Below are 19,681 nucleotides of genomic sequence, written 5' to 3' on the forward strand. Positions count from 1 at the left end.
GAATAGATATTTCACTTTTCTTCCAACTACCCTAAGGGGGTGTTAGAGGGTACTGTTCACGTGCTCACATAACTTTCAATTCAGTAAATCATAGGAGAAGTAAGCTGATATATATTTAAGCTCCTATTTTTATAGGTAGGGGGGATTATATATTAAGTACCTGTACTTTATTACACGCATATCTTTCTGTTCTCCACAAATGGAACTATTTTAAACCACTACAAAATGTGGCACAACCATACAACCAATATTTAAAGAATGAGTATCATTCATTTTTTAGCTTCACCAATTATTCGTAAATTTGTGTATCCCATGAAGGAAGAATTATCGTGTTGCATTGAGGACATATTATCTCCATTTCCCAATTACTACCAATACGATAATTTACCTTTTTCACAATCTTCCATAGATAAAGCCATGTCTGATAGATTTTATTGCGATTGCCTATATACTAGTATTAGGCGACCTTTTTCATTTTTGTAGCATAACCATAAAAAGTAGGGCAATTTGACGTCTGCCCTACCGCTTGTGGTTACGAAAAATTTCTAACATATTCGACTATGACAGAAATATATACTTTCCAAGAATTGCGTGAATTAGCCTTAAAATACGGAATCAGAGATAATAAAGTCCATATCGGTGTATGGATACAGACACAAGGCTATCAGAAGCAGAGAATACAGATTAACCACATTAGAAAAACATTTTATTTAAAATCCCATGATTGAAACAAGAATCCCAATAGCACCTGACACAAGTACCACCCTTACAGATGAAACAACAGAGCACTTTGTTAATCGCAAGGTAACAATCAAAATAGACAGAGATTATTTAAAAAAGAAGTATGCAGAACTATACGAGCGACTAGCAAAAATAAAGCTGCCACCCTCTTACAAGAAGAAATAATATACCACACACAAAAAAGCCGCAGTTGAGCACATTTGTAAGTGTACTCGCTTGCGGCTATTTTTAAGGCTTAAAATTAATCAATAAATCTCTTTATCAAATATCCCCTAGTTAGCTTTCCCTCGATTCGTTGAGTTCCAGATTCTAGTTCAACCCATTTTTTTAGGTCCGTAGACTTCTTCATTCCAAATTGTTGCGCAATCGCCTTCAGTTCCTTAGAAGGCATAAATGTACCAACCGTTAATAATGATTTCAGTTGTTGACCAATATCACTATCAGCACAAACATTCTCTTTTTTTAAAGCTTCAAGAGCAGCTTTTACAGCTTTCATACTTCTTAACTTTTTCACCTGTTCCACCTCCAATTTATACAAAGCTTCTTTTATGAAAGGATACTCTTTTTCAATGCTCTGTTTTGCTTCAATATCCAAACAATATCTCATATCAGCATACAAAAGAAATGTTTCCAAAAATGTAGGCTTCTTAGAAGCAGACTTTATAAAGTTGTTATCTAATTGCACCCATTCCACTTTGGAATGTAACATACCCACCCTCTCATATTCAACAACTAAATCTTTCTGTGAACAATATATGCTATCCATTAATCTATAATTATAGAGTGCGACTTTAGCTACCATATCATTAACAATAAACTTATCATTTTTTTCATCATATTTGAGAAATGAGGATTTACTTAAGTCTGACTTTTGTTGCTTTCTTGCTCCTTTCGAAAGTTGGTTATATGCGGTAACTCTTTCTTTAGCATATTCCAGTTCTTCTTCTATCTCCTTTTTTGCCTTTTCATAATCACTATAGTAGTCACTTGGTCTTGTATTAAAAATATGAACGACTAAATTCCTAAACGGATTATTCGTGTTTCTTATTCTTCCTGCAATTTGGGGAATATCCATATCAACACTTAATAAAGTATGTTCATTATAAATATTACTTACCACATAACAGATACCCGTTTCAGAATAAAAATCCACTCCTTCAAACGATTTGGAAGTTATGAAATTAAATTTCTTTGGTGCATCCGTAGAACTAGATATTCGATATTCACCTAATGTCTCGCGGTTCTTGGCTTCATCAGCACAAATAATCCTGCAATCATCATTTGTAAGATGAGTATGTTCCAATATTTTCTTTATATCTGTGACACTGTTTATAAAGAAGTAAGCTTCGTATGATTTAAGTTCACCTCTTTCGATATATCCCTGTCTCCGATACGTTTCAATAAGATTTGCAGCAAGATTATAAGGCTTATTAGTCTGATAAGGTAGAATCATTAAAGGCTCTATATGCTCCCAATCAGCAATATATTCTTCCACGTCTTTTAAAGCATCCGGTTTAAAATCCATAGCAATAGGAGTGGCAGACATAAAACAATATGATTTAAACTCATTAAAATGTTCCAATACTCCTTCTACGGCTTCTTTTCTATAAGAATATATTTTCAAGAGGTTATGATATTCGTCAACTAATAACCTATACTCTTTGGGGACAATAAGAGAAACTAGAGAAGGTATCTTATCATAAGTACACATTATTTTTTTCGTTCCTTCTTTAGAAAGATATTCTTTTAACCTTTTCTTTAATGTAGGAGTGAATGTACCATACAATCCGAAAAGATTTCTAACCGGACTCAATCCTGCCTTTCTATCTCCAGCCTTCCATACAATACTATTTCCACTCTCATCTTTAGGTGGATAACACTTGTTTTCTATTAATTCTGTGGTAGGAACTGCAATCACATAATTCTCACCATTTTTAAGAGCAATTGTTGTTCCGCCACAACCTGTGACTACCTTATTAAAGATACAATTATGAGGAAGGTCTTCTAAATCAAGAAAGCCGTCATGTTCTTGGATTTCTAGTTTTTTCATATCTATTATTCAGAAAAAATTGTAACGCTATCATCGACCACAAAATTAATACTTTATAAATACCTGTACTACTATTTTCCTGACTTTCCATATTTTTTATATAGCTATAATCTGCAAAAAAATGTAACACACATTTTTGAAAGTAGAAATATAGATATTATGAAAATTTATCTGTAAAGCTATCAGATAGGAAGAAAAATGAATTATATCTCAACTTTTACTGAAGATTTTCTTGTATACTCCACATAAAGGACATAATTGCCGAATAATCCGGCATTACAAAATGAAAAATTACATATAGACTCAAAAATCATATTTTACCCCTATTTTAGAGTTGAAACTCAATCCTCTAGCCTATTATAGACTTGGAAGGTAATAATTCACACCTATTTTAGACCGACATCTTCATTTTTCTGTAAATTATTAGATACCATTCTTGTCTGTTAAGGCTATATTCTTTATTTTTGCAATCCATAATCAAGATACTGAAAAACTTGCGTCAGAGTTTTTAGATGTTTTGATTTATGGACAAGCTAAAATAGATTGGAAGTCTGCCATTATTTTTTTAATTAACTAATGATTTTGAACTGTTGAACATCCAATAGTTATATCAAGAGAAATAGCTCTGTGATAATTATAAGTCTAATTAAAAATTTAAGAAGCATGAAAGAAAATTTACAAAGCATTAGTAATCAGCAAAGTGTAGAAGTTGTAAACGGTGGTAATTCACAAGTAATAACTCGTAAAGCTTCCAAGAAGAAAGAACCCTTTCACGCTGTAAGAGAGAAAGCTGCGAACCTCTACCGAAAGCAACTGAACCGAGGTGTTGACACAATGAAAAAAGCGATTGAGTACGCTCTGAACCAAGCCTCTATTGAATATGACCAAAACCGTTTCTTGGCGGATTACGGAAGATTGGTAGAAAGGCTCTTGGATAGCAAAAGTTTTGAAAGGGACTGTAACAAGTTTAAATTAGAACCGTTCGACGCTGCAACCCATATCGTCTTTGACGGTGTGAAGCAAATGAACATCGTCCTCGAAAAAGGTTTGGAAACTGTGTACGGAAGCCGTTTAACGGAACTTAAAGAAGCAGTGTACTCGAAAGAAGTACTTGGTACAGCATTAGGATACCCAATTGCTGCTTAATAACTTCCCCCTCTTGCCTGACGCTTTAGCAAGGGGGGATTTTATTTTTAAAGTAAATTCTTCATTGCCTCATCTATTTGCTCATTCTCAAAGCTATCAAGATAATACTGTGTCGTTGACAAACTTGTATGCCCCAATGATTCGCTTATCAATGCGATGTTTACACCAGAACGTTTTAATACTGTTGCAAATGAGTGACGCGCAACATAGGTTGTCAGCGGAATGCTAATATCCAAATGAGCACCTATCTTTTTAAGAGCTTTATTCATGCCTTTTATTACTTTTCTAATCCTATCATATTGCTGTTGTTCAGTAATATGAAAATTACGGTCTAATATTGGGAAAACATAATCATTCAGTTGTGAGTCCGGTTTCCTATATTTATCTACAATTTGTACGGCTTGAGGCAAAAGTTGAAATGTAATAGGCTGCTTTGTCTTATGTCGTACAAAGCATATTCGATTATTTATAATATCTGAATATTTCAAATATGCTATATCAATCATATTCATACCACAACCAAGATAACTAAAAGAAAATAAGTCTTTGGTCAAATGAAGTAATGGGCTATAATAAGTTGTTATCTCCATTAAATCAACATTCATTATTTTATGTATTTCAGCCTTAGTAATTGCCCTCTTACATTTACCCTTACGATAATGAGATATTTTGAATTTTACAAAAGGATAATACTTCTCGTTCACCACATTATCTTCTATTGCTTTATTATAAACAGCACGTAATTCTCTCATTCGTATTCCAATCGTATTATCAGAATTACCACGTTTACGAAGATAAAGCTCATAACGCTTTAACCAATTTACATCAATATCCGTGAAAGGTATATCCAAATTACCTGCGAATCTCAATACAGAATTATAACAACTAATGTAAGCCTTGGCATTACCTAATCGCTTCTCGGCAGTCATATACTGTATGATGTATTGAATATAATCTCCCACATTCTGTTTATTACAACTTCGTTCCACGTATTCAGCCAAAGATTGTGGAGTAAAGTCTTTACCAAGCGCTTTCAACTCAAACATCATATTGACATATTCTTGCCTCGTTTGATTCATGATACTCAATAACTGTTCACGATTGGGATAGTTTCTTTTAGGTTCTTCTTTATCAAAATTCCAACAAGAAGCTTTAATTGAAATTCCCAAAGATTTAAAGTAACGTAACTTACCTTGGCTAATTCTCAACATCAACGGGTGTTCTCCATTAGCCAAAACTTTTGATTTAAAACAAATAATGCCTATATTAGCATCCATAACGTAACATATTATTGTCACATTTTGGTTTGCGCTATGGTTTACACCAATAAACAAATAAGAGATATTTTAGAAGTCAGACATAAGATTTGGCAAAAACCAAAACAGCTATAAATACCTTATAATCAGAAGCTTTGCTGGTAGCTTTCAAAGGCGTCAGCCTTTGGAAGACGCAGGTTCATAATCATGAGGTCCCCGGTTCAATCCCGGGTCCCGCTACTTGATAAGAATAAGGCATTTGGGAGGCTTCCACTTCTGGGTGCCTTTTTCTTTTTTACATCAATTGGTAGCAGGTGACGCTATAGGTGACGCTAATTAACGAATAAGCCCCCGAAAGCTATCCATAAAGCTTCCGGGGGCAATTCTATTTTACACTTTTATTCCCATTCGATAGTCGCATTAGGCTTCGGTGACATATCATAGCAAACACGATTCACATTCTTCACTTCTTTCAGAATGCGGTCTGTGATTTTCATCAGAATAGGCCAGTCTACCGGTTCAATAGTAGCTGTCATGGCATCCACCGTATTGACGGCACGAATAATTACCGGCCAGTCGAAAGAACGGGCATTATCACGTACACCAACAGATTTAAAATCGGGTACTACAGTAAAGTATTGCCATACTTTTTTATCCAATCCGGCAATCTGGAATTCCTCACGTAAAATTGCGTCAGATTCACGTACTGCTTCTAAACGATCACGTGTAATTGCTCCCAGACAACGTACACCTAAACCGGGACCGGGGAAAGGCTGACGGTAAACCATCTCATAAGGCAAGCCCAACTCCAGACCACAAGCACGAACTTCATCCTTAAACAACTGGCGCAAAGGTTCTACAAGCTGGAATTGAAGATCTTCGGGCAGACCGCCTACATTATGATGAGATTTCACCATTTTAGCAGTCTTCGTTCCACTCTCCACAATATCCGGATAAATAGTACCCTGACCCAAGAAATCGATACCGTCCAGTTTACGTGCCTCCTCTTCGAACACACGAATAAACTCTCCACCGATAATCTTACGTTTCTGTTCGGGATCTTCCACGCCTGCCAATTTATCCAGGAAACGATCTGTTACATCTACATAAATAAGATTGGCTTTTAACTGGTTACTGAACACCTCGACAACGTCTTCAGACTCACCTTTACGCATCAAACCATGATTAACGTGCACACATACCAAATTGTCACCGATCGCTTTCAGAAGCAAAGCAGCTACCACAGAACTGTCAACTCCACCCGACAATGCCAGCAATACTTTCTTATCGCCTACCTGACGCTTAACCAGTTCGATCTGATCATTGACAAAGTTTGCCATGTTCCAATTAGCTTCAGCTTGACAAGTATCGAATACGAAAGACTTTACAGCAGCTTTAATAGCCTCGATATCATCTGTAAATGCCGGAAGCTTCACTGCACAGGTTGCTTTATCGTGACCGGCAGCCATGACAGGGATACCCATTGTATAAATCGCCGGATCTACGTCAATAGCAACGCCGTCAATCACATTGTTAGGTCCACCATTGATAATAATACCCTTTACGTTGGGCAATGCTTTCAGTTCTTCCATTGTGATATCGTGAGGATAAATCTCACTATAAACTCCTAATGCACGGATGGCGCGAGCCAATACCGTATTCTCGTGACTACCCAAGTCAAGGATAACAATCATGTCCTGTTTCATCTGATTCTGGTTCTTTTAAGTTATTATATTGTATAAATTTGACTTTACCTTCAATTAGCCTGCAAATATAAAGATTTTAAAAGACGCTGCAATGTCTTGATTCCCAAAGTTTCATTTCAAATTAAACCGAATGCCACATTTCTTTATCGCAACGACAGAATCCGGACTCTTTCCGAACACTTCTTTTTATGCCTTCAGCCGCATCACAAAGCGACTTCCTTTACCCAATTCACTTTCTACCGTCAGTGTACCACCATGTGCTTCCACAAAGTCTCTCGAAATAGACAAACCGAGTCCGCTTCCCTGAACTTTGGTGCCGGGAACACGGAAGTAACGGTCGAAAATACTCTTGTGATAACGGGGATCGATGCCTTTACCGAAATCCTGAACGTACAGGTCGATCATATCTCCTTCCTGCCTGGCACCAATCACGACACGCCCGTTTTCTTTAGAATAACGAATCGCATTGCTGAGCAAATTAGTCAATACCCAAGCTATCTTTTCACTATCGACAAAGAGCTTGCCGATTTTCTCTTCCGGGTACTCTACTTCTATCTGGATATTGAACTTATCCGCTTGTACCTGATTAGCTTTAATCGCATATTCTATCAGTTCAATGGGCTTCGTTATCTTCGGCATTAATTGCAGCTTGCCTGCCTCTACCTGAGTCATATTCAGCAATTCACCCGTAATGCTCAACAGGCGTTCGCTATTTTCCTTGATGCTTTTGGACAACTGTTCCTGTTCATCATTCAGCGCACCGACACGTTTATCTTCCAATAGTTGCAGACTCATCATGATAGCCGCAATCGGAGTTTTCAATTCGTGTGAAATGGTCGAAATAAATGTAGTCTTGGCAGAATCCAGTTCCTTGAATTCCGTTATATTCTTCAGCAAAATAACATCCCCTAATTTGCTGGGTTCATCCTTTCCGGCTTCCGTATTAATGATGGGGATATAGGAAGCCTTGAAATAGCTTTCTTTATCATCGGCATATATTTTTAGCGGCTCTTTCTGATCGCCTGGTGTCACCAGTTCACGAATCAGCCGACGGAGCAGATCATTCTTCAAAGACAATTCTTCTGCCGATTTACGTATGACATTTTCTCTTTTCAGATTGAGCACATTCAATGCTTTATCATTAATAAACAAAATCTCACGGTCCATATTCAAGCCAATTATCGGATCGTCGATACTGTTCACGATGGCCTCAATGAATTTCTTGGCAGAAAGAATATCCGCTAACGTACTTGCCCGATACTCGGCCAAACGTTCCGCCATACGGTTGAAGCTCTCGGCGACTTCCCAAAACTCCTGATTATTTCTCATATCCAGCCGTTCTTCATAATTATGATTGGCTATTTCAAGAATCCCTTGTTTCAGTTCCTTGATGGGTTTACTGATTGTTCGGGGCAACCAATACAGCAATGTCAATCCGGTCAATATACAAATACCGCCGGTAACGGAAATCCACAACAGAGCACGCTCCAAGGCAGGCATAGCAGCAGGACTGTCGGGCTCTGTGGCAGTCAGCAACTGAAGATTCACAACAGAAAGCGTCACCAATAAAATAATCATTCCCGCTAGCATCCCGATGCCGAGAATCAGTTTGGTTTTAATATTCATATCGTTCATACGGTTAATATTATGCAAGTATAATCAAATCTACATTAGCTTGTGACAAATTATTTAAAAACTTTCTATATCCAAGTATAGAGCAGATAGCACGAGGAAATCTCAGATTAGGAATTCCCATACAGACAGACGATATCTGTTTTTCCTGACAAACTTTGACAATACTCCCCAGAATATCCTTCGACTGTACCTGAACGACCTCTCCTCCCAGTTCTGCCACCAGTTTAAAATGATTCAACAGATAACGCTGACTAGCCAAATCAATCCTGTCCATACTCTCTTTCGGTGTCTGCACATAAAGAGCGACAAAAGTCGTATTATACCGTGTTGCCAGACGTGCCGCTTTCCTGATAATCCTTCTGGGTGTCTTCTCATGACTACTGATACAAGCCATAAATTTCTCATGCCTGATGCCGACTGCAACACCCATCACCACTTCGTTCTCCACTTTCTTCTCCACCCGAAGCGCCACTTCTTTCAGGGCCAGTTCGCGCAATTGAAGAATATTCTCGGTCCGGAAGAAATTATCCAATGCCGTCTGAATCTTTTCCGGACGGTATATCTTTCCTGCTTTCAGACGTGAGATCAACTCTTCCGCTGTCAGGTCGATATTCACAACCTCGTCTGCTTCCTGAAGCACGCTGTCCGGGACCCGTTCTTTCACTTCAATTCCCGTGATCTCCTGTACTTCTTCATTCACACTTTCAATATGCTGGATATTGATAGCAGAAATCACATTAATCCCCTCATCCAACAGAGTCATCACATCCTGCCAACGCTTCTCATTCAGACTGCCTTCCACATTGGTATGTGCCAGTTCGTCCACAATCACAATCTCAGGATGAATACGGATTATTGTATCCACGTCCATTTCCTCCAACTCCTTTCCTTTATAGAAAATTTTACGTCGGGGGATAACAGGCAATCCTTCCATCAGTGCCTCCGTTCCCGCACGTCCGTGAGTCTCAATATAGCCGATTTGTACATCCACTCCGTTGTCCAGTAATTCATGGGCCTCCTGAAGCATACGATATGATTTACCTACACCGGCTATCATGCCGATATATACTTTGAATTTGCCTCGGTGAGACTTCTTGATCAGGTCCAAAAAATGTTGTACACTCTGTTCTCTATCCATATCCATTTATTTAATTCCTGTTTATAAACTATTTCAACCCGTAATAATCATCACGATCACCACGGGTCTCTGTATAATAAAAATTCATGAGTTTATATCTATGGCCTTAAAGTTACGCCAAAAACCAAGAAAGCATCTTCAACACATGGATTCCATATAGCCTGTGCAAATATCGGCAATGAAAACTTATCATTAATTTTTATCTCTGTCATTCCTTTTAATGCTATATTAGTCACGGCGAAACCACTATTCGTGTATATACTCTCCGCCTTATACGGCACTGCGCCACAAGTTACATTTAAATCGACATTTTTCACACTGAAAGGATAATTAAGTTCCAGATAGGATGAATAATTTTGTTTTAGTTCTCCGCTATCATTCAGTTTCTTGTCTTTTCCGGCAAACATCGTATACCATGCCACGGACAAAGGAAACTTCTCTACGGGCAGCGTATAAGATAATCCCGCTTCAAAATGATGTCCCGTTTCATGACTTTTAAAATTAAAATACTTGTATGCTCCTTCACCTTCCCACCACAGGTCGGCAACAGTCAGCGTAGGGCCTGCTTCACCCAACTTATAGGCAAGAGTCAGATCCAGTTCCTTGTTGCCTCCACTGAAATTAGTAGATCCCCATGCGGTAACAGAAAAGTTTCCGATCCCAAAACCTAGTGTGGGCTGAAAAGCTGCACCTCCCCCCTGATACATACCACGCCAGACATAGGAACTGACCACATCGCCCTGCACTGTAAATTCCTGTGCTTTTACCTCTGTTATACTCAATGCGCATACGACTGCTGCAACCAATGATCCCAAAACAATCTTCTTACTAAAAAAAGTCTTCATATTTATCTTTTTTATTTTATGTTTCTAAAAAAGAGCAGCGCCCTGCCCAGCCCTGTTTATCTGAACCGCAATAAATAACTAAAACGATTCGGACAGGAACGCTGCCCACTACTGTTTGATTATTTATTCTCTTCCAGTGCTATATTCAGTTTCAGCACATTAATCTTCTCCGTTCCGAAAAGTCCCAGAAAAGGTTTCTCCACACTTTTATCAACGATTTCCTTTACCTGATTCTCCGTCAGTCCACGCGCCTGTGCCACTCTCTTTACCTGCACGTACGCACATTGTGGAGTAATATTCGGATCGAGACCGGAAGCACTTGCTGTTACCATCTCCGCCGGAACTTCTTTACGGCTCAGATAAGGGTGATGTACCAGAAAAGTGTCGATACGTGCTTCGACTTCAGCCAGATATTCAGGATTCGTAGGTCCTTTGTTACTACCGGAAGAGCTGGTGGCATCATAGCCGTCTCCGGCACACGAAGGACGTCCCCAGAAATAAATGTCTTTCGTAAACATCTGACCTACATTAGCCGCACCTACCACTTTTCCATCCAGTGTGGCTACTTCAGCATTTCCCTTATTAGGACCTGCAACCTGTGCAAACAACCACAAAACAAGAATATAGAACACGGAAAAAAAGACACAGAAAACGAGAGTTATCTTTAGTGATTTAAATAAAGTTTTCATCGCTATTGTTTTTTAATTAAAAGAATAAACCTACTAATAAATCGATCAACTTGATTCCGATAAAAGGAGCAATCACACCGCCCACCCCATAAATCAACAGATTCCGGCGAAGTAAGGCACTTGCACCTATCGGCTTGTACTGAACGCCACGCAAAGCCAATGGAATCAGAATCGGAATAATAATGGCATTGAAGATGACTGCCGAAAGAATCGCACTTTCAGGACTATGCAACTGCATAATATTCAGTGCTGCCAATTCGGGAATAGCCACCATAAACAAAGCAGGAACAATGGCAAAATACTTAGCCACATCGTTGGCAATAGAGAAAGTAGTCAGTGTACCACGAGTCATCAGCAACTGTTTACCGATTTCCACAATCTCAATCAGTTTCGTTGGATCATTATCCAGATCGACCATATTACCGGCCTCTTTCGCAGCCTGTGTACCACTATTCATTGCCACTCCGACATTTGCCTGAGCCAAAGCAGGAGCATCATTGGTTCCATCCCCCATCATTGCCACCAGTTTACCGGACTGCTGCTCCTTCTTGATATATTCCATTTTATCTTCCGGCTTGGCTTCGGCAATAAAATCATCCACACCTGCCTTCTCTGCAATATATTTGGCAGTCAGCGGATTATCGCCGGTCACCATAACCGTTTTCACTCCCATCTTGCGCAAGCGTTCGAAACGTTCCTGAATGCCCGGCTTGATGATATCCTGCAATTCAATCACTCCCGTCACTTTCTGGTTTACACATACCACCAAGGGCGTACCACCATTGCTTGAAATAGCAGCAATCACCTCTTCCACCTCTTTCGGAAATTTATTTCCGGCACTTTCCACTATCTTACGGATAGCATCAAAAGCTCCTTTACGAATCTGAGTTCCATCCGGCAGATCAACGCCCGAACACTTGGTTTCGGCTGTAAACTTAATCATCCGCGCACCGGTCGTATTCAAGCTGCGCATACGGATGCCCGATTCACGTCCCAGTTCTACGATTGATTTGCCTTCCGGAGTTTCATCGGACAGAGAGGAAAGCAGACAGTTTTCTACAAAAGCGTGCAGATCAATGCCCGGCGCAGTGTGAAAATGGGTAGCTTTACGATTACCGATGGTGATAGTTCCGGTCTTATCCAGCAACAAGGTATCAATATCGCCGGCAGTTTCCACTGCCTTGCCCGATTTTGTTATCACATTCGCACGTAGTGCACGGTCCATACCGGCAATACCGATAGCAGAAAGAAGTCCTCCGATTGTTGTCGGAATCAGGCATACAAACAAAGAAATAAGTGAAGCAATGGTAATGACAGTATTGCTGTAATCGGCAAACGGTTTTAACGTCACACACACAATGACAAAGACAAGTGTAAAACCGGCCAGCAGAATAGTCAGTGCTATCTCATTCGGAGTTTTCTGACGAGACGCACCTTCTACCAGCGCAATCATTTTATCCAGAAAACTTTCTCCCGGCTGAGTGGTCACCATTACTTTTATATGATCTGACAATACTTTCGTACCGCCTGTCACCGAACTCTTATCACCACCTGCTTCCCGAATTACCGGAGCAGACTCCCCTGTAATCGCACTTTCATCGATAGAAGCCAGTCCTTCGATTATTTCACCATCGGACGGAATCACATCTCCGGCTTCACAAACAAACACGTCTCCTTTCTTTAATTGCGAAGAACTGACAGTCACTATTTTATTGCCTTCTACCTTTTTGGCAGGCGTCTCCTCACGTGTTTTACGCAGACTATCGGCTTGCGCCTTTCCCCGCGCTTCGGCAATGGCTTCGGCAAAATTGGCAAACAACAGTGTGACAAACAGAATGATAAACACAGCTATGTTGTAAGCAAACGAACCTTGTGAAGGGGTTATGATGGAGTAAAGTGTCACAAACAACATGACCACCGTAGCCACTTCGACCGTATACATGATCGGGTTCTTTATCATCAGACGTGGATTTAACTTCACGAATGACTGTTTCAAGCTTTCTATAACTTGCTCCTTTTGAAACAAAGAAGCTGATTTCATATTTTTCATATCTCTCTAATTCAGAATTACAAACTTAAATGTTCGGCGATTGTACTTAAAGCATGTACCGGGAAGAATGACAGAGCAGCAATAATAAAGATTACGACAAATGTCATTATACCGAAAGTCAGCGTATCAGTCTTCAATGTTCCGGCACTCTCGGGAATAAACTTCTTCTGAGCCAGCAGACCGGCAATGGCAACCTGTCCGATTATAGGAAGGAAACGACTAAGTATAAGCACAATACCACATGTCCAGTTCCAGAAATAAGTATTATCGCCCAGTCCTTCAAAACCTGAACCATTGTTAGCGGCAGAAGACGTATACTCATAGAGTTGTTCACTCAAGCCATGGAATCCGAGATTATTCAGCCATCCACCCTCACTTTCTACAAAGTCCGGATGATGTGTATATATATAACTTGAGATAGCAGTAAACACCAATATGACGAACGGATGCAACAATGCTACGATCGTAGCTATCTTCATTTCACGGGCTTCTACTTTCTTGCCCAGAAACTCCGGTGTACGCCCTACCATCAAACCACTAATAAATACCGCGATAATAATAAATGTATAATAGTTCATCCAGCCTACACCGACACCACCAAACCAAGTATTAATCTGCATATTCAGCATCTCCATCATACCAGACAACGGCATAGTAGAATCATGCATACCATTCACTGAACCGTTGGAAGTAACAGTAGTCACAATACTCCAGAGGGCTGTAGCTCCGGCACCCAAACGAACCTCTTTACCTTCCATCGCGCCATTATCCTGCGCAATTCCCAATGCATCGATACGGGGATTTCCGCCCATCTCCTGACTGACATTGATGCAGACACCCACCAAAAAGGCGAAAAGCATCACACCGAAAATACTATAAGCCAGTTTCTTCCTGCGAGTATAGAACCCTAATGCCAATGCCATTGCCATCGGAATAATCAAGATAGACCAGCATTCCACCATATTGGTAAGATAAGTGGGGTTTTCCAACGGATGAGAAGAGTTCACGCCAAAGTAACCGCCACCATTTGTACCTAATTGTTTGATAGGTACAATTGCAGCCGTAGGTCCTTGAGAAACCATCTGCTCCTGTCCTTCGAGAGTAGTCACCTGCATCTTTCCGTCAAATCCCATCGGGGTTCCCTGAAGAATCAGGATGAAACCTACAATCAAAGAAAGCGGCAGCAGGATACGGGTACAACTCAATACCAGAAAATGCCAGAAGTTACCGATTGTTTTTGTTGTCTTTGCAGCCATGCTTTTCATAATACCGGCCATAGCAGCCATACCGGTTGCAGCGGTAATAAACTGGAAGAGCATAATGACAAACAGCTGTGTGAAATAAGTCAATCCGCTTTCGCCGCTATAGTGCTGTAAATTACAGTTGACCATAAAACTGATACAGGTATTGAAAGCCTGATCCGGTGTCTGCGGCCCGTTACCGTCTGGATTCAAAGGCAACCATCCCTGCGAAACCAACAATACCATTCCCCAGAAAAACCAGAAAGCATTCAAAATCAGTAATGCTTTCAGGAACTGTTTCCAGTTCATTTCTTCCTTGGGATCAATTCCGCATACTTTATAAATGATTCTTTCAACAGGAACCATAAAATCCGACCAGGTTTTCTCTCCTTTATAAACCCTGGCAATATATTTTCCCAGTGGATAAGCCAGAATCACCATCAAAGCGATCTGCGCAACCACACCTAAAATTTCTGTATTCATACTTTTACCTTAAACTGTATAACTTTAAAACTTCTCGGGTCTGATGAGTACATACATCAAATAACCGAAGATTGCAATACCTAATACAAATAATGCTGTGTACATAATTCCTTCTCCTTCTTTTTAGATCTTTTCAAACCAGTCTACACATTTCCAAAACAGCCAGAAGCAGGCAAAGCCGCTTAACAGGCAAAAAATAAATGATAGTGTTACTTCCATGTTTTTTCGTTTAAATGATTATTTTAAAATTTCTTGGTAGACAGTATGCCAAATGCGTGCCAAAACAATGGAGTAAACAACAATAAACTGATTGATAGAGCAATACAATAATTCATTCTGCTCATAGGTTCCCATCAGACCCTACCATTTTGAAAAAGCATCCCTATTTTGAAAAGGTTACTGCTTTCCAAACAAAATGTAAGGATCGATTTTCAAAACGAAAGAGTATTCCCATTTTGAAAAGGTGAAATAAACTGGTCATCAAAAGATAACACACTGATAATAAACGCTTAATGGATAAAAGAGGCTAATTGGTATATACTTTGCCCTTCAGCAGGTATGAAACTATATATTATATCAAACAGATTACCCGTAAAGGTTGCCAACCCGAATGACACATTCGTCTTTTCACGCAGTGAAGGCGGAGTGACAACGGGATTAGATTCTCTTGAGACATCTTATGAGAAGCATTGGATAGGATGGCCCGGAATATGCGTTAATAAGGAAAAAGACAAACAGGAAATCAACGAAAAACTGCTGGAACTGAATTTCCATCCGGTCTTTTTATCAGAGGCACACATCAGAAACTACTACGAAGGATACAGTAACAGTACTATCTGGCCTATGTGCCATTACTTTTATGCTTATACCTTATATAAGAAGTGTTTCTGGCAGTCTTATCAAGTAGTCAATCAACTTTTCTGTGATGAGATTTGCCGCTTGATACGTCCCGGAGACAAAGTGTGGATTCAAGATTATCAGCTGATGTTACTCCTCGGTATGCTAAGAAAAGTATATCCGGAACTCTGTATCGGCTATTTCCATCACATCCCCTTTCCTTCTTACGAACTTTTCCGTATCCTTCCGGAACGTGCCGAAATACTGAAAGGATTGCTGGGAGCGGACTTTATCGCTTTCCATACCCACGACTATATGCGTCACTTTATCAGTGCCGTAGAGCGGGTACTGCACATCGACTTCAAACTGGACGAAATACAAATTGGTAACCGAGTAGTAAGGGTAGATGCTCTGCCCATGGGAATCAACTATGAGCTCTATCACAATGCCTCCCAAAATCCTGTAGTGCGGCAAGCCATCGACCGCAACCGGACCCTTTTCGGTAACCACAAATTAATCTTATCCGTAGACCGGCTGGACTATAGCAAAGGAATCCTCCACCGGCTGCATGGCTTTTCCAGTTTTCTCGAACATCATCCAGAGTATCATGGAAAAGTAACATTGGCAATGGTAATCGTTCCTTCCCGCGATCACGTAGGAAGTTATGCAGAGCTGAAAACGAAGATAGATGAAGAAATAGGTTCTGTCAACGGGCGCTACTCCACGATGAACTGGACTCCCGTCTGTTATTTCTATCATGGCTTTTCATTAGAAGAACTTACTGCCATGTATTATGTAGCCGATATTGCCCTGGTAACTCCCTTACGCGACGGCATGAATCTGGTAGCCAAAGAATATGTAGCTTCCAAATGCGATAACACTGGTGTACTTATCCTCAGTGAAATGGCAGGAGCCGCAGTAGAGATGACAGATGCTATTCAAATCAACCCGAATGATTCGGGACAAATAGAGAATGCTATCTGCCAGGCCCTGGAAATGCCGGCAGAGGAACAAAAGTTACGTTTGCAGCGTATGCAGAAGATATTGTCCGTACAAACAGTCAATAAATGGGCTGCCGACTTTGTAAATGGCCTGGACATGACTTGTATGAAGAACGATTCGTTACGGAAAAAACGTATCACTGCAGCAACCATTGCGCAAATCAAGCTGAAATACAATCAGGCAAAACAACGCCTGATCTTACTGGATTACGACGGAACACTGGCAGCGCTCAAGACACGCCCCGAGGATGCGAAACCGACTCCCGAACTTATTTCTATTTTACAGCAGATGACTGCTGATCCCTCCAACCATATTGTCATCAATAGTGGCCGGGATCATTTTACATTAGAGAAATGGCTCGGTTCGCTCCCTGTCTGCATGGCAGCCGAACATGGAGCTTTCTATAAGGAAAATGGTGTATGGCACAAAAATATAAAGAAATTGGAATGGAGCACCGGACTTCAGTCCATCCTGCAAATGTTTGTGGACAAAACTCCCCGTTCGCGACTGGAAGTAAAAGAGACGGCACTGGCATGGCATTACCGCGAAAGTGATGCCTGGTTGGGAACTTTGAGAGCACAACAGCTGGTCAATGCACTAATTTCCATTTGTACCAGACAAAAGTTACAAATCCTGCAGGGGAACAAGGTCATTGAAATCAAATCGCCAGACTACAACAAAGGATCGGAAGTAAACCGGTTGTTATCCAACAAGCGCTACGACTTTGTGATAGCAATGGGAGACGATACGACAGATGATGATATGTTTCAGGCTTTGCCCTTAAATGCCGTTACTGTCAAAGTAGGCAGTATTTCGGAAATAGCCAATTACAATTTACCGTCTCAGACCGATGTACTTCCTTTCCTGCAAGCCATTATAGGCAGACAAAAGGGAAGCGGTATCAATACTAACAGCACGGTGAAAAAACGGCTTGCCTCCGCTCTCGACTTCTTCAAGGATTTATTGAAAACTAAATAAAACAACCGTTATGAATACTCTGAATTATGGTATAACAGGCAACTGCCGTACGGCAGCCCTTATTTCCGAAACAGGAAATATCGAATGGTTATGCTTTCCCGATTTCGACTCCCCTTCCATCTTCGCGAGTCTGCTCGATCGCGAAAAAGGAGGAAGCTTCGGGTTCGAGGTATCCGATGATTACCGGATTACTCAAAGCTATGTACCTCATACTAATATTCTTTCTACACAGTTCTCCTCCAGAGAAGGAGAATTCGTTGTTCTCGATTATATGCCCTGCTATCGTTCCAAGGACGGTACAGGCCACTATCTGCCGGCAGAATTATATCGCTATATACATTGGCTGAAAGGGAAGCCCCGATTCAAAGTGAATTATCAACCGGCTCCTGACTATGCACGAGGCAAAGTGATTCTCAACATCACCTCTCAGTATATAGAAACATATTGTTCTTCCGAGAATAAAGACAGACAATATCTATATGCCTCCCTGCCATTGCAGGATATTGCCGGAAAAAAAGAGATAATACTTGAGAAGGATGAATTCCTGTTACTCTCTTATAATGAGAAAGTAATTCCGATCGACATTGAACGGGAGAAAATCGAATATTGCCGTACCCTTGTATACTGGTTAAACTGGACAAACCGGGGGAAAAAATACACCTTATACAATGATGTGATTGAACGCAGCCTGTTGGTGCTGAAACTTATGTCATATTATAATGGGGCAGTACTTGCTGCAATAACAACCAGCTTACCGGAGTCGGTTGGTGACGTACGAAACTGGGATTATCGCTTTTGCTGGCTCCGAGATGCATCTATGGCCATTGAAACGATGTTTCAGACAGGACATACCGGTGCAGCCAAACGTTTTATGAAATTCATTCAGGCAACTTTCGTAGCCAAGCACGACTACCAGATAATGTATGGCATCCGCGGCGAGCGTAAATTAACAGAAGTGATGCTTAACCATCTGTCCGGCTACAAGAACTCCGTACCTGTGAGAATAGGCAATGATGCCTACCACCAAAAGCAAAATGACTCCTTCGGGTATCTGATGGACTTAATTTATCAATATTACCGACTGATGCCCGGCACTCTGGATGAAATAGAAGATATGTGGGAAGTGGTGAAAAGTATTCTGGCAACTGTAATAGAGAACTGGCAAAAGCCTGATAAAGGCATCTGGGAAATCAGAGGAGAGAAACAACATTTTGTATCTTCGAAAATAATGTGCTGGGTAGCTTTAGATCGTGGAGCAAAAATCGCAGGTATGCTGAATAAATATAACTACAGCGAACGCTGGCAACAGGAAGCAGACAAAATCAGAAAAGACGTGATGCAGCACGGCTGGAACGAGAAGCTCCAGAGCTTCACACAGACTTATGACAATCAAGCTATGGACTCTTCTTTATTGTTAATGGAACCTTATGGATTTATTGAAGCAGATGACATTCGCTACCATAAAACAGTAGAGTCCGTAAAGAATGCACTCTTCCACAAAGGGCTGATGTATCGCTATAATAATGAAGATGATTTCGGTTTACCCACTTCCGCCTTTACTATTTGCACATTCTGGCTTGTACGAGCCTTGTTCGTCACCGGAAAGAAGGAAGAAGCACGGTGTTTGTTCGATGAAGTATTGAAATATTCCAATCATCTGGGATTATTCAGTGAAGATATTGATTTCGACACAAAAGAGCAATTAGGAAACTTTCCACAAGCCTATTCACATCTGGCATTAGTGAATACTGCTATTTTATTTGCAGAAGAAGAGAAAAGACTGGCTTTTATCCGCCCTTAATTTAAATCCTGTTTCTTCTAAAGAAGCGTTGAAGAAAGCAATGAAATCATTTCCTAAACCGCCAAAACACATAAATCCCCGCC

General features: G+C 40.4%; 13 protein-coding genes. 3 read left to right on the forward strand and 10 right to left on the reverse strand.

Annotated features, from left to right (window positions below):
- Positions 1–982 precede the first annotated feature (982 nt).
- Positions 983–2,791: a DEAD/DEAH box helicase family protein gene (locus HMPREF2794_RS17335; RefSeq protein WP_070752048.1), complete on the reverse strand. Its 1,809-nt coding sequence runs from the start codon at positions 2,789–2,791 to the stop codon at positions 983–985.
- Positions 2,792–3,454: 663 nt separating this feature from the next.
- On the opposite strand from HMPREF2794_RS17335, the gene HMPREF2794_RS17340 reads away from it, so the two are divergent.
- A complete protein-coding gene (locus HMPREF2794_RS17340; protein WP_070752050.1) occupies positions 3,455–3,937 on the forward strand; it encodes a hypothetical protein in 483 nt (160 codons plus the stop codon).
- 47 nt (positions 3,938–3,984) lie between these two features.
- Here the strand turns inward: HMPREF2794_RS17340 and HMPREF2794_RS17345 are convergent, their stop codons facing one another.
- The 9 genes from HMPREF2794_RS17345 to kdpF all read right to left on the reverse strand — a co-directional run bounded on the left by HMPREF2794_RS17345 (position 3,985) and on the right by kdpF (position 15,085).
- Positions 3,985–5,214, reverse strand: coding sequence for a site-specific integrase (locus HMPREF2794_RS17345; RefSeq protein WP_070752052.1), 1,230 nt, complete (start codon positions 5,212–5,214; stop codon positions 3,985–3,987).
- 377 nt (positions 5,215–5,591) lie between these two features.
- Entirely contained in the window at positions 5,592–6,899 is a 1,308-nt protein-coding gene (gene guaA, locus HMPREF2794_RS17350) for a glutamine-hydrolyzing GMP synthase (RefSeq protein WP_055271656.1), read from the reverse strand.
- Positions 6,900–7,085: 186 nt separating this feature from the next.
- Positions 7,086–8,525 (reverse strand): HAMP domain-containing sensor histidine kinase, encoded by a 1,440-nt coding sequence (locus HMPREF2794_RS17355; RefSeq protein ID WP_055271666.1) that lies wholly within the window; start codon positions 8,523–8,525, stop codon positions 7,086–7,088.
- A gap of 19 nt (positions 8,526–8,544) precedes the next feature.
- Positions 8,545–9,672, reverse strand: coding sequence for a sensor protein KdpD (locus HMPREF2794_RS17360; protein WP_032836491.1), 1,128 nt, complete (start codon positions 9,670–9,672; stop codon positions 8,545–8,547).
- Between the two features lie 98 nt (positions 9,673–9,770).
- Positions 9,771–10,517: a hypothetical protein gene (locus HMPREF2794_RS17365; protein WP_070752054.1), complete on the reverse strand. Its 747-nt coding sequence runs from the start codon at positions 10,515–10,517 to the stop codon at positions 9,771–9,773.
- A 119-nt stretch (positions 10,518–10,636) separates the two neighbouring features.
- Positions 10,637–11,206 (reverse strand): K(+)-transporting ATPase subunit C, encoded by a 570-nt coding sequence (locus HMPREF2794_RS17370; protein WP_010535440.1) that lies wholly within the window; start codon positions 11,204–11,206, stop codon positions 10,637–10,639.
- A gap of 16 nt (positions 11,207–11,222) precedes the next feature.
- Positions 11,223–13,256 (reverse strand): potassium-transporting ATPase subunit KdpB, encoded by a 2,034-nt coding sequence (gene kdpB, locus HMPREF2794_RS17375; RefSeq protein WP_070752056.1) that lies wholly within the window; start codon positions 13,254–13,256, stop codon positions 11,223–11,225.
- A 17-nt stretch (positions 13,257–13,273) separates the two neighbouring features.
- Complete coding sequence (gene kdpA / locus HMPREF2794_RS17380; protein ID WP_055271650.1) at positions 13,274–14,980, reverse strand: potassium-transporting ATPase subunit KdpA; 1,707 nt, start codon at positions 14,978–14,980, stop codon at positions 13,274–13,276.
- A 24-nt stretch (positions 14,981–15,004) separates the two neighbouring features.
- Positions 15,005–15,085, reverse strand: coding sequence for a K(+)-transporting ATPase subunit F (gene kdpF / locus HMPREF2794_RS29955; protein ID WP_050581211.1), 81 nt, complete (start codon positions 15,083–15,085; stop codon positions 15,005–15,007).
- 453 nt (positions 15,086–15,538) lie between these two features.
- Here kdpF and HMPREF2794_RS17385 point away from each other — a divergent pair, with 453 nt between their 5' ends.
- Entirely contained in the window at positions 15,539–17,797 is a 2,259-nt protein-coding gene (locus HMPREF2794_RS17385; protein ID WP_070752058.1) for a bifunctional alpha,alpha-trehalose-phosphate synthase (UDP-forming)/trehalose-phosphatase, read from the forward strand.
- 10 nt (positions 17,798–17,807) lie between these two features.
- A complete protein-coding gene (locus HMPREF2794_RS17390; RefSeq protein ID WP_055271648.1) occupies positions 17,808–19,598 on the forward strand; it encodes a glycoside hydrolase family 15 protein in 1,791 nt (596 codons plus the stop codon).
- Positions 19,599–19,681: the final 83 nt, after the last annotated feature.

It is taken from the genome of Bacteroides sp. HMSC067B03, assembly GCF_001811315.1.
GTDB lineage: Bacteria > Bacteroidota > Bacteroidia > Bacteroidales > Bacteroidaceae > Bacteroides > Bacteroides faecis.